The sequence below is a fragment of the Arthrobacter sp. zg-Y877 genome (assembly GCF_030373105.1).
Lineage (GTDB): Bacteria > Actinomycetota > Actinomycetes > Actinomycetales > Micrococcaceae > Arthrobacter_B.
Window position 1 is genome coordinate 16288 of the sequence record NZ_JAUCPU010000001.1, and the last position, 14173, is coordinate 30460.

General features: G+C 66.9%; 12 protein-coding genes and 1 tRNA gene. 11 read left to right on the forward strand and 2 right to left on the reverse strand.

The genetic code is table 11. The features are described from left to right. Positions 1 to 131 precede the first annotated feature (131 nt). Together QNO03_RS00085 and QNO03_RS00090 are read left to right on the forward strand one after the other, a co-directional pair. Entirely contained in the window at positions 132 to 272 is a 141-nt protein-coding gene (locus tag QNO03_RS00085; RefSeq protein ID WP_229947473.1) for a hypothetical protein, read from the forward strand. 95 nt (positions 273 to 367) lie between these two features. Further along, positions 368 to 2284, forward strand: coding sequence for an AMP-binding protein (locus tag QNO03_RS00090; RefSeq protein WP_289601229.1), 1917 nt, complete (start codon positions 368 to 370; stop codon positions 2282 to 2284). A 19-nt stretch (positions 2285 to 2303) separates the two neighbouring features. On the opposite strand, the gene QNO03_RS00095 is transcribed toward QNO03_RS00090, so the two are convergent. Both QNO03_RS00095 and QNO03_RS00100 read right to left on the reverse strand, forming a co-directional pair. Then, entirely contained in the window at positions 2304 to 3029 is a 726-nt protein-coding gene (locus tag QNO03_RS00095; protein WP_289601230.1) for a response regulator, read from the reverse strand. Beyond that, positions 3026 to 4639 (reverse strand): sensor histidine kinase, encoded by a 1614-nt coding sequence (locus tag QNO03_RS00100; RefSeq protein ID WP_289601231.1) that lies wholly within the window; start codon positions 4637 to 4639, stop codon positions 3026 to 3028. The genes QNO03_RS00095 and QNO03_RS00100 overlap by 4 nt, the downstream gene beginning before the upstream one ends. A gap of 131 nt (positions 4640 to 4770) precedes the next feature. Here QNO03_RS00100 and QNO03_RS00105 point away from each other — a divergent pair, with 131 nt between their 5' ends. From QNO03_RS00105 to QNO03_RS00145, 9 genes are all read left to right on the forward strand, one after another. Continuing rightward, on the forward strand, positions 4771 to 6198 hold the full coding sequence (locus QNO03_RS00105; protein ID WP_289601232.1) for a cation:dicarboxylate symporter family transporter: 1428 nt from the start codon (positions 4771 to 4773) through the stop codon (positions 6196 to 6198). A 279-nt stretch (positions 6199 to 6477) separates the two neighbouring features. After that, complete coding sequence (locus QNO03_RS00110) at positions 6478 to 7371, forward strand: ParA family protein (RefSeq protein ID WP_229947486.1); 894 nt, start codon at positions 6478 to 6480, stop codon at positions 7369 to 7371. Beyond that, positions 7349 to 8329, forward strand: coding sequence for a segregation and condensation protein A (locus QNO03_RS00115; RefSeq protein ID WP_502874531.1), 981 nt, complete (start codon positions 7349 to 7351; stop codon positions 8327 to 8329). The genes QNO03_RS00110 and QNO03_RS00115 overlap by 23 nt, the downstream gene beginning before the upstream one ends. Then, complete coding sequence (gene scpB / locus QNO03_RS00120; RefSeq protein ID WP_289601234.1) at positions 8326 to 8967, forward strand: SMC-Scp complex subunit ScpB; 642 nt, start codon at positions 8326 to 8328, stop codon at positions 8965 to 8967. Before QNO03_RS00115 ends, scpB begins: the two co-directional genes overlap by 4 nt. 24 nt (positions 8968 to 8991) lie before the next feature. Next, on the forward strand, positions 8992 to 10191 hold the full coding sequence (locus QNO03_RS00125; RefSeq protein ID WP_289601236.1) for a pseudouridine synthase: 1200 nt from the start codon (positions 8992 to 8994) through the stop codon (positions 10189 to 10191). Positions 10192 to 10194: 3 nt separating this feature from the next. Then, the gene (locus QNO03_RS00130) at positions 10195 to 11304 is read left to right on the forward strand and encodes a prephenate dehydrogenase (RefSeq protein ID WP_289601237.1); all 1110 of its coding nucleotides are present in this window, start codon (positions 10195 to 10197) and stop codon (positions 11302 to 11304) included. After that, positions 11301 to 12002, forward strand: a complete 702-nt coding sequence (cmk, locus tag QNO03_RS00135) for a (d)CMP kinase (RefSeq protein WP_289601238.1) — start codon at positions 11301 to 11303, stop codon at positions 12000 to 12002. The genes QNO03_RS00130 and cmk overlap by 4 nt, the downstream gene beginning before the upstream one ends. Positions 12003 to 12171: 169 nt before the next feature. Continuing rightward, positions 12172 to 13734, forward strand: coding sequence for a ribosome biogenesis GTPase Der (gene der / locus QNO03_RS00140; protein WP_229947495.1), 1563 nt, complete (start codon positions 12172 to 12174; stop codon positions 13732 to 13734). Positions 13735 to 14051: 317 nt separating this feature from the next. Further along, a tRNA-Pro gene (locus tag QNO03_RS00145) sits at positions 14052 to 14125 on the forward strand. Positions 14126 to 14173 lie beyond the last annotated feature (48 nt).

The following is a 14173-nucleotide window of genomic DNA, read 5'->3' on the forward strand; positions in this document are numbered from 1 at the left end:
GTGCCTCTCGGCCGCGGTCTTGTATACAGAGTCTCCCTGCATGCTCCGCTGTTCCGCGGCCGGCCGCCGCTGCCTGCCCACTGGATTCGGGCCTTCGGCGGGCGGCCGCCGGATGGAGTAGCCTCTCGGCCATGGAGATAAAGATTCAAGACGGCGCGACCTACACGCTCATCAAACGAGTTGACGCGGCAGCTGGGCAGCAGCCGTACCGCTGGGTGGGCGACAACGGTCAGGAGATTGAGTTGACCGACGAAGAAGCTGCTGGACTTTAGGAGATTTTCTCCCCACATACATCTGCGTTCCAGAAGGCCTCCGCGTCCATGCCCCTAGTACCATGGCGCGTACCACGCCGGATCAAGGAGGATTCATGGACGCGCAGACCGCTGGAGCCTACGAACAGGCCTACGCCCGCAGCAGCACCGACCCCGAGGGGTTCTGGCTGGCCGCCGCCGCGCTGGTGGACTGGGAGAAGCCGCCGTCCCGAGCCCTGGAGGATGCCAACGCTCCGCTGTACTCCTGGTATCCGGGCGCGGAGCTCAATACCTCCTTCAACGCCCTGGACCGGCACGTGGAGGCCGGCCGCGGAGACACTGCAGCACTGGTCTATGACTCCGCCATGCTCGGCACCAGCCGCACCTACACCTACAGCGAGCTGCTGGCGGAAACCGAACGCTTCGCCGGGGTGCTGCGCGGCCTGGGTGTCGGCCCGGGCGACCGCGTGGTCATCTATCTGCCGATGATTCCCGAGGCCGTCATCGCCATGCTGGCCACCGCCCGGCTGGGCGCGGTCCACTCCGTGGTCTTCGGAGGCTTCGCCCCGCGGGAGCTTGCGGCCCGGATCGACGACGCCGGCCCCACTGTCATCGTGACGGCCAGCGGCGGGCTCGAACCCAAACGGGCCGTCGAATACCTGCCTGCCGTCGCCGAGGCCCTGGAAGTCGCGGCACACCGGGTGGCCGCCGTCGTCGTGGCCGAACGGACCGGCTTCACCTCCACCCGGGAGGAGTTTGACGGTACCGGCGGCGCAGCCTGGCATGACTGGGCCGCGCTCGCCGCCGACGCCGACCCCGCCGGACCGGTGCCCGTGGCCGCCACCGATCCGCTGTACATCCTCTACACCTCCGGCACCACCGGCGCACCCAAGGGGGTGGTGCGGGACAACGGGTCCCATGCCGTGGCGATGGCGTGGTCCATGGAGAACATCTACGGGATCGGTCCGGGGCAGGTGATGTGGACGGCCTCCGACGTCGGTTGGGTGGTCGGGCATTCCTACATCGTCTACGGCCCGCTGATCGCCGGCGCCACCACTGTGCTGTACGAAGGCAAACCCGTGGGCACCCCGGACGCCGGAGCCTTCTGGCGGGTGGCAGCCGAGCACGGCGTCGACGTCCTCTTCACTGCGCCCACCGCGCTGCGGGCCATCCGGAAGGCGGACCCCGACGCCGTCGAACCCGGTCGCTACGACCTGTCCCGGCTGCGGCACCTCTTTGCCGCTGGCGAGCGCCTGGACCCGGCCACGCTGGAGTGGGCGGGGACCGCACTGGGTGTGCCGGTGATCGACCACTGGTGGCAGACCGAAACCGGGTGGGCCATCTGTGCCAACCCCGTGGGCCTGGAGGAGCTGCCGGTCAAAGCCGGGTCGCCCACCGTTCCGGTGCCGGGATTCACCGTGCGGATCCTGGGGCCGGACGGAAAGCAGGTACCGGCGGGCACCGAGGGCAACATTGCCCTCGAGCTGCCGCTCCCGCCCGGTACCGTCCGGACCCTGTGGGGCAGCGACGAGCGTTACCGTGCGGCCTATCTGGACGTCTTTGACGGCTACTACGCCACGGGGGACTCCGGCTACGTGGACGAGGACGGCTACGTGTTCGTGATGGGCCGCACCGATGACGTCATCAACGTGTCCGGGCACCGGCTTTCCACCGGCGCCATGGAACAGGCCGTCGGCTCCCACCCTGCGGTCGCCGAAGCGGCGGTGATCGGCATCGCGGATCCGGTCAAGGGCCAGCGCCCCTCCGGCTACGTGGTGCTCAAGGCCGGCACGGAGATCGACTCCGGGGTGCTGCGTGCCGAGCTGGTCGAGCTCGTGCGCTCGCAGATCGGCCCAGTGGCGGACTTCAAGGAAGTGTTCGTGGTGGACGCGCTGCCCAAGACCCGGTCCGGGAAGGTGCTGCGCAAGACCATGCGACAGATCGCCGACGGCGTTCCGCACACCGTGCCCTCCACCATCGAGGATCCCGCTGTGTTGGAGGCCCTGGCGACGGTGCTGCGGCCGGTTCCCTAGCGGCAGCCTCCAGCCGGCCCTACCGGCGCCAGCTGTACTCCAGCTCCGGCCGGCCCCGTGTGCCGTACCTCGGCGAGCGCAGCACCGACTGCTGGTCCGCCAGATACTCCAGGTAGCGGCGTGTGGTGATCCGGGACATCGCCAGCGCCTCCGCCGCTTCAGCTGCGGACAGCGGCGCCCGGGCGCGCTTGAGCAGATCCGCGACGGCCTCCAGTGTCTCCCCGGACAGGCCCTTGGGTAAGGGGCCGGGGACGGCAGGACGCAGGGCCGCAAAGGCGCTGTCCACTTCGTTTTGCGTGGTGGACGCCGCCTGCTGTGCCACCCGGCGCCGGTACTCGGCATAGGCGGTCAGCTTGGTGCTGAACGCCGAAAACGTAAACGGCTTGATGAGGTACTGGACGATGCCGCCGGACATGGCACTGCGGACGACTGCCAGGTCCCGGACAGCGGTGATGGCGATGACGTCCACGGGCAGTCCTGCCCCGCGGATCCGGCGCAGCAGGTCCAGGCCGTGCAGATCCGGCAGGTTCATGTCCAACAGGACCAGACCTATCTCCGCTTCGCTGCCTGCCGGGGCAGATTCGGCGGCCTTGAGCGCCTCCAGGGCCTCGGCGCCCGTCCGGGCGATACCTGCCAGCCGGAATCCCGGCACCCGGCGGACATACTCCGCGTGCGCCTCTGCGGGGATCTCCTCATCCTCGACCACCAGGACGCCGACGTCGGAACCGGGGGAATATCCGCTCATGGGGTTACCTCCGCCAGGTGTACGGGAGCCTGCGCCGGAACGGGCAGCTCCACACTGAAGCAGGCACCGGGCCCACCCAGCACCCGGATGCTGCCGCCAAGCCGCGTCACGGCCTGGCGCACCAAAGCCAGGCCGATCCCGCGGCCGGTGCACAGCCGGCCTTCCGCCAATTCCTTGGTGCTGAAGCCCTGTTCGAATATATGTTCGAGTATTGAGGGATCTACGCCGGGGCCGTCGTCCTGCACCTCGATCAGCAGCTGGCCGTCACCACAACCCAGCTGCAGGACCACCGAGTGCTCCGCGGCGTCGAAGGCGTTATCGAGCAGGTTGCCGATGATCGTGACCAGTTCCACCGGTGGCACCCCGGCCCCGCTGAACCGTTCCGTCCCGGATTCCACCACTATGTCCAGCGCAATGCCGCGCTCGCGGGCCTGGGCGGCCTTGCCCATCAGCAGGGCGGTTACCGCCGGTTCCTCCACCGACGCCAGAACCTCGTCGGCGAGCTGCTGGGACTGTTCCAGGTCGGCCGTGGCGAACCGCAGTGCTTCGTCACTGCGGCCCAGCTCAATCAGGGACGCCAGCGTGTGCACCCGGTTGGCATGCTCGTGGGCCTGGGCGCTCAGGGCATCGGCCAGCGTGTGCATGGAGGCCAGCTCGCCGGTGAGGGATTCGACGTCGGTATGGTCCCGCAGCGTGGTGACGGTACCGAAACGCCGGCCGTGCGGCCCTGCGGATACCGCCGCGGACTGGTTGACCACCAGGATGCGCTCGCCGGTGAGGTGAATTTCCTCCCGGGCGGTCCGGCCCGAGCGCAGCAGGGAGGTGAGCGGACCGGGCAGGTCGGGCAGTTCCTGCCCCGGCGCGGCGGTGCCCGCCGGCGGCAGGCCGAGGAGGACGGCGGCTTCATCGTTGTAGAGCACCAGCTGTCCGCGGTCGTTCAGCAGCACCAGGCCCTCGCGTACCGAGTGCAGGGCCGCATCGTAAAAGGCGTACAGATGGGTCAGTTCGGCGGGCCGCAGCCCCCGGGTGGCACGGCGCAGATAGCGGCTCAGTCCGTAGGAGCCCAGCGCGCTGAGGGCCAGGGCTGCTGCGTCAATGGCAAACAGTTCCGGAAGCCGTGCATCCCGGGCAATACCTACCCGGTCCACCGTGATGCCGGCGGCGACGAGCGCGGTGACGTTGCCGGCGTCGTCGTACACCGGTGTGATGGCGCGGACCGAGGGGCCCAGGGTGCCTGTGTAGGTCTCCGTGAAGCTCTCCCCGGCCAGGGCCTGGTCCACGGAGCCGATGTAGGCCTTACCGATCTGCTCCGGGTTCCGGTGCGTGAACCTCGTGCGGTCGGTATCCATGATCGTCAGGAAATCGATGCCCACGCGGTCCATCACCTCACGCGCGTAGTCCTGCAGGGCGGGCTCGGGGGAGTCGACGGCGGTGCGGACAGTACTGCTGGCGGCAACGGTTCCAGCCACGGCCAGCATCCGCTGACCGGTCTCCTCGTAGGTGCTCTCCTCGGCCTGCTGGTACAACCCCCAGGCCATTCCACCCGAGGCGCACAGGATGAAGGCGAGCTGGGCCAGGAACAACCGGCCGGCCAGGGTGCCACGGTGCACGTTCGTCCTTTGATTGCGATTCGTTACGGCTGCGTTAGGAGTTTTGTTGAGAACAGTATGAACACAAGGGTGACTGGGGTCACATCATCGGTGGATGATTGAGGCCGACCAAAAGCAACAAGGAGTACGACATGGCAGCTGCCGCTCAACCCTCCGCGGGCTCACCGAAGAGCCCCAAGCGGGACAGAACACATTTCCTCTACATCGCCGTCATTGCGGCGGTTGTCCTCGGTGCCGTACTCGGACTGGTGGCCCCGGAGTTCGCCAAGTCCCTGAAGCCCCTCGGGACCGGGTTCATCAACCTGATCAAGATGATGATCGCTCCGGTCATCTTCTGCACCATTGTCCTAGGCATCGGATCAATTGCCAAAGCCGCCACGGTCGGCAAAGTCGGCGGTCTGGCGCTGGGCTACTTCATCATCATGTCGACCTTCGCCCTGGCCATCGGGCTCGTGGTCGGCAACCTGATCCACCCGGGCGAGGGGCTGGACCTGCAGGCCTCGGGTGACGCCGCGCCGTCAGCTCCCGAAGAGTCAGAGGGAATGACCGGCTTCCTGCTGAGCATCATCCCCACCACGCTGCTGGCTTCCCTTACCGGTGAAAGCATCCTGCAGACCCTCTTTGTTGCCCTGCTGGTCGGCTTCGCGCTGCAGAAGATGGGTACTGCCGGAGCTCCCGTACTGAAGGGCATCGGCTACATCCAGGCCCTGGTCTTCCGCATCCTCATGATGATCATGTGGCTGGCGCCCATCGGCGCCTTCGGTGCCATTTCCGCCGTCGTCGGCGAAACCGGCATCCAGGCAATCGTGAGCATGGCAACCCTGATGGTCGCCTTCTACATCACCTGCATCCTCTTCATCGTCGTCATCCTGGGCGGCCTGCTGAAACTGGTGACCGGCGTCAGCATCTTCAAGCTGATGCGGTACCTGGGACGCGAATACCTGCTGATCTTCTCCACGTCGTCCTCGGAAGTGGCCCTGCCGCGCCTGATCGCGAAGATGGAACACCTTGGTATCTCCAAGCCGGTTGTCGGTGTCACGGTCCCCACCGGTTACTCCTTCAACCTCGATGGAACCGCCATCTACCTGACCATGGCGGCACTGTTCGTCGCCTCGGCCATGGGCAAGCCGCTGGAACTGGGGGAGCAGATCTCCCTGCTGGTCTTCATGATCATCGCGTCCAAGGGCGCCGCAGGCGTCACCGGCGCAGGCCTGGCCACCCTGGCCGGCGGCCTGCAGTCGCACCGCCCGGACCTGATCGAAGGCGTGGGCCTGATTGTGGGCATCGACCGCTTCATGTCCGAAGCCCGTGCCCTGACCAACTTCACCGGCAACGCTGTCGCCACCGTGCTGATCGGCACCTGGACCAAGGAAATCGACAAGGACCAGGTCACCGCGGTCCTGGACCGCGAACGGCCCTTCGACGAGGCGAGCATGAATGTCGACGCCGGCACTGACGAACCGCGCCAGACGGCGGAGTCCGCCGAACTCGCCGCTTCGGTGCCCAGCCCCGCCGGAAGTTCCGCAGTGGGCGGTTCCACCGGAGAGGCCCGGCACTAACCGCCAGGCCTAACTGCAAAGCACTACCGAAGAACGCGCTCCGCCGGGTAAGGCGGGGCGCGTTCTTTCTGTCGAACCGAGCTTGGGTGCCGGGGTGCCGTTCTTTGGCGGGACATCCTGCGCCGCCGATTGCAGTCCGCGCCAAAGGTTCGACTTCTACTTGAGCGTCAAGGCTCGCCGGGCGCCGGGGCCCCGATTCGCGCGGAACACCGTTGCGCGGCTGTAACGTTGTCACTGACAGCCCGCAGCACAGCTAGATACGGAAGCGTGGATTTATACGTGAGCAGCGATCAGAGTTCATCAACTCTGCAGGACGCAACCGCAACCGATTCGGCGATGGGCCCTACCGGACGTCCCCTGACGGTATTCCCTGAACCTCCCGTCCTCACGTCCCATGGTCCTGCCCGGATCATCGCGATGGTGAACCAGAAGGGCGGGGTCGGTAAGACCACCTCCACCATCAACCTGGGCGCTGCCCTTGCAGAGGCCGGCCGCCGCGTACTGCTGGTCGATTTTGACCCGCAGGGTGCCCTGTCCGCCGGAATGGGTGCCAACCCGCACGAACTGGACCTGACCGTCTACAACGTGCTGATGGACCGCAAGGTGGATATCCGCGAGGCCATCCACGAAACCTCCATCGAGAACATCCACCTGCTGCCGGCCAACATCGACCTTTCCGCGGCCGAGGTCCAGCTGGTGAACGAAGTGGCCCGCGAGCAGGTGCTCGAACGGGCGCTGCGCCGGGTGTCGGACGACTACGACGTCATCCTCATCGACTGCCAGCCGTCCCTGGGCCTGCTGACCGTCAACGCACTGACGGCAGCCCACGGCGTCATCATCCCGCTGATCTGTGAGTTCTTCGCCCTGCGCGCCGTTGCGCTGCTGGTGGAGACCATCGAGAAGGTCCAGGACCGGCTCAACCCCGGGCTGCAGGTGGACGGCGTCCTGGCTACCATGTACGACGCCCGCACCCTGCACAGCCGCGAAGTCATTTCCCGCCTGGTGGAAGCCTTCGGCGACAAGGTCTTCGAAACAGTCATCAAGCGGACCATCAAGTTCGCCGATGCCACTGTGGCGGCCGAACCGATCACCACCTACGCCGGCAACCACCCGGGCGCCGACTCCTACCGCCGTCTCGCCAAGGAACTGATTGCCCGCGGCGGCGCGCCCTAAACCGGCGCACGCGGGACCGGGGTCCCCGAGGTCGGGCTCCCCGAAGGCGGGGTCGTCTCAACCGGCGACCCCAAAATCGGGGCCCGGCACGGGGAAGCCGGACCCGCAGGATTCCGGTTCGGAGGAGCCGCGCGCCGGGTTTGAAGTCCGCCTGACGAACTTCACCGGCCCCTTCGAGGTGCTGCTGGGACTGATCTCCAAGCACGAGCTGGACATTACCGAGATAGCCCTCGCCGCCGTCACCGATGAGTTCCTGGGCTACATCCGGGAGCTTTTCGGAACCGGCCCCGAAGTTGCCTTGGACGAGGCCAGCGAATTCCTGGTCATTGCGGCCACCCTCCTGGACCTCAAGGCCGCGCGGCTCCTGCCGAGCGGTGACGTCGAGGACGAGGAAGACGTAGCCCTGCTCGAGGCCCGCGACCTGCTGTTCGCCCGCCTGCTGCAGTACAAGGCGTTTCGGGAAATGGCCCGGCAGATGGGGGAGCGGCTGGCCGAAGAGGCGCAGCGTTTCCCCCGCCAGGTCTCCCTGGATCCGCACTTCGCGGCGATGCTGCCGGAACTGATCTGGCGCACCACCCCTCAGCAATTTGCCGACCTGGCCGCCCGCGCCCTGCAGCCCCGGGATGAACAGCCCCCTACGGTGGGCCTGGAACACCTGCACGCACCCAAGACCAGCGTCCGCGAACAGGCCCTGATCCTTGCCGAACGGCTGGCGGGGAACGGAGCGGCAACATTCGGGACTCTGGTGTCCGACGCCGACGGTCCGGTTGCGGTGGCCCGGTTCCTGGCGCTGCTGGAAATGTTCCGCGACGGGTCAGTCAGCTTTGAACAGGAAACTCCGCTGGGCGAACTGCTGATTACCTGGACCGGGGATGCGGATGCGGCTGCCGGACTGACCGGCGGCGTGGACGAATACGACAGCGAGACAGACAGCGTTACCGAAGGGGACCAAGCATGACGGCGGAGCCGGTTGTTGGGACTGTCCAGAGCGGCGGGGATGGTGCCGTAGATGCGGCCTCACTGCCCGGCGGCGTGAAGGCCGCTGTGGAGGCGGTGCTGATGGTGGTGGATGAACCTGCCGCCCCGGCACTGCTGGCCTCGGTGATCGGCGTCCCGGAGACGGAAGTGCTCGCTGCCCTCACGGAACTGCAGCAGGAGTATGACGGCTATACTGGGGGTGGACCCGAGGGCGCACCGCGTGGTTTTGAACTCCGCGACGTAGCAGGCGGATGGCGGATTTTTTCCCGCGCTGACTATGCGCCCGTTGTGTCGAAGTTTGTACTGGAAGGCCAGAGTGCACGGCTGTCGCAGGCCGCACTGGAAACACTGGCGGTGATTGCCTATCGGCAGCCCGTCTCCCGGGCCCGGGTCTCCGCGATCCGGGGAGTAAACGTCGATTCGGTGGTCCGCACGCTGGTTCAGCGTGGATTGATCGTCGACGCCGGCACCGAACCGGAAACCGGTTCGCTGCTGTACCGGACCACGCCGTACTTCCTGGAACGGCTCGGTCTGGGCAGCCTCGACGAACTTCCGCAGATTGCACCGCACCTGCCCGGGCTGGAAAACCTGGCCGAATTTGAAGACACTACTTATTAACCGCTACACCCAAAGGACTTACTCATGACCCCAGCACCCCGTTCCGGATCCGGCCGCAATACCCCGCGCGGCGGCGGACGCAGTGCCGGTGGCCCCGCCGGCGGTAAAGGCTTCGGCCGCGGCTCCAAGCCTTCCTCCAACCGCACCGGCGGCCCCCGTTCGGCATCGGGCCTGAAGCCCGGCGAAGACCGCGCCAACGGCTACCGGCCCGTCAGCCCGGAGGCCGCCCGTCCAGAGAAGTTCAAGTCCGACGCCGTGAAGGCGTTCGGCGACAGCAAGCCCAGTGGTGCCCGGACCGGTGCCCCCAAAACCGGTGGTGCACCGAAGTCGGGCGCCAAGTCCGGTGCCGGTAAGTTCGGCGGCCCGCAGGCAGGCCAGCGCAAGAGCGGTGACCGTGCCTTCCGGAATGAGCGCTTTGGCCAGAACCTGGGTCCCGTGCGCCGGTCGGCCACCCGCCGCCCCGCCAAGCCGGTGATTTCGGAACAGCACAACCCCGAAGGCATCCGCCTGCAGAAGGTCATGGCCAGCGCCGGGGTCGCCTCCCGCCGGGTGTGCGAAGAAATGATCGCCGAAGGCCGTGTGGAGGTTGACGGCCAGGTCGTCACCGAGCTCGGTGTCCGCGTTGATCCGGCCACTGTCGCCATCCACGTGGACGGCATGCGCCTGCAGCTGGATGAATCCCAGAAGTACTACGTCTTCAACAAGCCCCGCGGCGTCATTTCCACCATGGAAGACCCCGAGGGCCGGCCCTGCATCAGTGACTTCCTCAAGGCCACCAGCAAGAACGAGCGCCTGTTCCACGTTGGCCGCCTGGACAACGAGACCGAAGGCCTGCTGCTGCTGACCAACGACGGCGAGCTGACCAACCGTCTCACCCACCCTTCCTACGAAGTGCCCAAGACCTACCTCGTCCAGGTCCGCGGCCCGATGGGCCAGGGCGTCGGTGCGCAGATGCGTGAAGGCATCGAGCTCGAAGACGGCTTCGCGAAGGTCGATTCCTTCAAGCTGGTCGACTCCACCCCGGGTCACCTCCTGGTCGAGGTCATTCTGCACTCGGGCCGCAACCGCATCGTCCGCCGCCTGTTCGACGCCGTCGGGCACCCGGTCGAGCGCCTCGTGCGCACCCAGATCGGCCCGATCCGCCTGGGTGACCAGCGCCAGGGCAGCATCCGCGTCCTGGGCCGCGGTGAGGTTGGACACCTCCTCGCTTCAGTAGGACTCTAGCCAATGGCCGCTGCCGCTGACGGGGGCACCCACCTGTCCGGATCCGTGCTGATCATCGGCACGGGTCTGCTGGGCACGAGCATCGGCCTGGCGCTCCGTGCCCGCGGCATCGATGTGGTGCTCTCGGACCTGTCTCCCTCGACAGAGGCTGTGGCCCGGGACATCGGTGCCGGGCGGCTCCTGAGCGTTTCCCGCCAGGGATTCGACCCGTCGCTCGTGGTGGTTGCCGCTCCGCCGGATGTCACTGCGTCCCTGGTGGCTGCAGCGCTGAAGGACTGGCCGGCCGCCGTCGTCGTTGATATTGCCAGCGTGAAGTCGGCTGTCCTTACCGACCTCCGGGAGTACGACGCCGAGCTCAGCCGTTACGTGGGCACCCACCCGATGGCGGGCCGGGAGAAATCCGGGCCGGTGGCCGCACGCGCGGAACTGTTCAACGGCATGCCCTGGGTCATCTGCCCGCCGCCGGAAGCGGCTCCGGAGGCCGTGCGCCGGGCCGAGGCCCTCGCGTTCGACCTGGGCGCCGTGGTGTCCCGGATGTCCGCCGAGGACCACGACGCGTCGGTCGCGCTGACCTCGCACCTGCCGCAGGTAATGGCTTCCCTGGTGGCCAGCCGGCTGCAGGAAACCCCGCCGCAGGCACTGGGCCTCGCCGGCAACGGCCTGCGGGACGTCACCCGGATTGCCGCCAGCGATCCGAATCTCTGGGTGCAGATCCTCAGCGGAAACGCGGGGCGGCTGGTGCCGATCCTGCACGGGGTCCGCGAGGACCTGAACCGGTTGATCCGTACCCTCGAGGATCCGGTGGCCGACGGCGCGCGCCTGGACATGGCGCAGCTCATTGCCGAAGGCAACGCCGGGCAGGCCCGGATTCCGGGCAAGCACGGCGGCCCGGCGCAGACCTTTGTGTCCTTCACCGTGCTGGTGGATGACACTCCCGGCCAGATCGCGCGGCTGCTCACCGAGATTGGTGAGATCGGCGTGAACCTGGAGGACCTCCGGCTGGAGCACGCCTCCGGCCGGCAGGTGGGGCGGGCGGAAATCTCCGTCCTGCCCGGCCGGGTGAATGACCTTGTTACTGAATTAAGCGCCCGCGGGTGGAAGGTAGTGCAGTGAGTTATAACGTGGATCCGGCCCAGTTCCGGCAGGGCAAGCCGCTGGTTGTGGCCATTGACGGACCGTCAGGTTCCGGCAAGTCCAGCATCAGCCGTGAAGTGGCACGCCGCCTGCACGCCGCCTACCTCGACACCGGTGCCATGTACCGTGCGGTCACCCTCTCCTGCATGGAAGCGGGGATTGACCTGACGGATTCGGTGGCCGTTGAAGCTGCCGCCGAAAACGCCGACATCGCCCTGAGCCTGTCCCCGAACGAGGAATGGGTCCGCGTCAGCGGGCGGGACGTCACTGAGGCCATCCGCGAACCGGCCGTTTCCTCCTCGGTCAGTGCCGTCGCGACCACGCTTGGCGCCCGCGCCGAGCTGGTCCGCCGCCAGCAGCAGCTGATCCGGGACTCCGGGCTGCGGATCGTGGCCGAAGGCCGGGACATCACCACCGTGGTGGCCCCGCACGCCGAGGTCCGGATCCTGCTCACCGCCAGTGAGGAAGCCCGGCTCCGCCGCCGCGGCATCCAGCTCGGCGGCACGCAGACCGCTGCGGCCCTGAAGGAACAGGTCCTGGTCCGCGATGCCAAGGATTCCACCGTGGTGGATTTCCAGCAGGCCGCCGACGGCGTCACCACCATCGATTCCTCGGACCTGGACTTCGAAGAGACCGTCTCGGCGGTGCTTGACGTGGTTTTCAGCAGTACCCACTAACTCCCTGCCGGGGGACCCGGCACCAACTACGGGCACCTGCCCGTGTTTCAATGGGAGGAGGGCATTCGGCGGCAACGCCGCAAGGACCCTCCCTCACACTTACCGGGCTGAACGTCCGGCGACGGCCTGTACGCAGTGCTGCAGACCTCAACGGAAAGAAAGCAATTCAATGAACGGAAAACCTCTCAACGACGACACCGCCGGTGACGGGATCTCCACGGACGAGTACATCCCGTCCGGAGTGGACTCGATCGACGAGCGCCTGGCGGCAATGGACGACGACGAGGCCGATATACGCGCCCGCTCCCTCCGCGCCGGTCTCGACGACTACGAACTTGATGAAGAAGACGCCGCGCTGCTTGCCGGCGGCTTCGAAGAATACGACGAAGACGCACCGGTCCGCCAGGATCCCGTGGTCGCCATTGTTGGGCGCCCGAACGTGGGCAAGTCCACCCTGGTGAACCGTATCCTCGGCCGCCGTGAGGCCGTCGTCGAAGACACCCCCGGTGTCACCCGTGACCGAGTGTCCTACCCGGCAACCTGGAACGGCGTGAACTTCACCCTGGTGGACACCGGCGGCTGGGAGCACGACGCCCGCGGCATCCACCGCCGGGTTGCCGACCAAGCCGAAATCGCCGTCGACCACGCCGACGCCGTCATGCTCGTGGTTGACGCAACAGTCGGCATCACCGCAACGGATGAAGCCGTGGTGCGGATGCTGCGCGGCAAGGGCAAGCCCGTCGTCGTCGTCGCCAACAAGGTGGACGACATCCAGAACGAAGCCGACGCGTCCTCCCTCTGGGGCCTGGGCTTCGGCGAGCCGTACCCCGTCTCGGCCCTGCACGGCCGCGGCACCGGCGATATGCTCGACGCCGTCCTCGACGTGCTGCCCGAGTACTCCGCCTACGGTGGACTGGACCGCTCCGGCGGCCCGCGCCGCATCGCCCTGATCGGCCGCCCGAACGTGGGCAAGTCCTCGCTGCTGAACAAGCTGGCCGGTTCCGAGCGTGTGGTTGTTGATGACACCGCAGGCACCACCCGTGACCCGGTGGACGAAATGATCGAACTCGGCGGCCGCACCTGGCGCTTCGTCGACACCGCCGGCATCCGCCGCCGCCAGCACATGGCCCAGGGTGCCGACTTCTACGCGTCGCTGCGTACCCAGGCTGCCCTGGAAAAGGCCGAGGTCGCCGTCGTGCTCCTCGCCGTGGATGAAGTCCTCAGTGAGCAGGATGTCCGCATCCTGCAGCTGGCAATCGAATCCGGCCGCGCACTGGTCCTCGCCTTCAACAAGTGGGACCTGCTCGACGAAGAGCGCCGCCGCTACCTCAAGATCGAGATCGAGCGGGACCTGGCTCACGTCGAATGGGCTCCGCACGTGAACATCTCCGCCAAGACCGGCTGGCACAAGGACCGGCTGGTTCCGGCGCTTGATACGGCACTGGAGAACTGGGACAAGCGCATCCCCACCGGCAAGCTCAACGCCTTCCTGGGCGAGCTGGTTGCCGCCCACCCGCACCCCGTGCGCGGCGGAAAGCAGCCCCGTATCCTCTTCGGCACGCAGGCGTCCTCCCGCCCGCCGAAGTTCGTGCTGTTCACCACCGGCTTCCTGGATCCCGGCTACCGCCGCTTCATCACCCGCCGCCTGCGTGAAACGTTCGGCTTCGAAGGCACGCCCATCGAGGTCAACATGCGTGTCCGCGAGAAGCGCGGCAAGAACAGCAAGCGCTAAGCGTCAGCATGACGTGCCCCGGTCCTGCTCTCCCTTTTCGGGGAAGCGGGGCCGGGGTTTCTGCGTTCTTCATAGCCGGAACCCTGCCGGAAGCTCATCGTTGTACAGGTAACGGGGTTATCCGGCCGCGAAAGGCCCATTATCTGTACAGTCATGCCGGTCCGAGGTGAATCGAGCCCATTATCTGTACAGCCATGCCGGCTAGGGCCCTCCGTGCCCTGACGTGGCCGAGCACACGACCCCCGATGCGGCGGAACATCCGGTTGTGGTGTAAGGTATTTGAGGTAGTTCGGCCGGAAGGGATTCCGGGGGAACTGCGGGTTGTGGCGCAGCTTGGTAGCGCACTTGACTGGGGGTCAAGGGGTCGCAGGTTCAAATCCTGTCAACCCGACGGTAAGCCTGATGAAACGTAAGTTTCGTCAGGCTTTTGTCGTTTAAA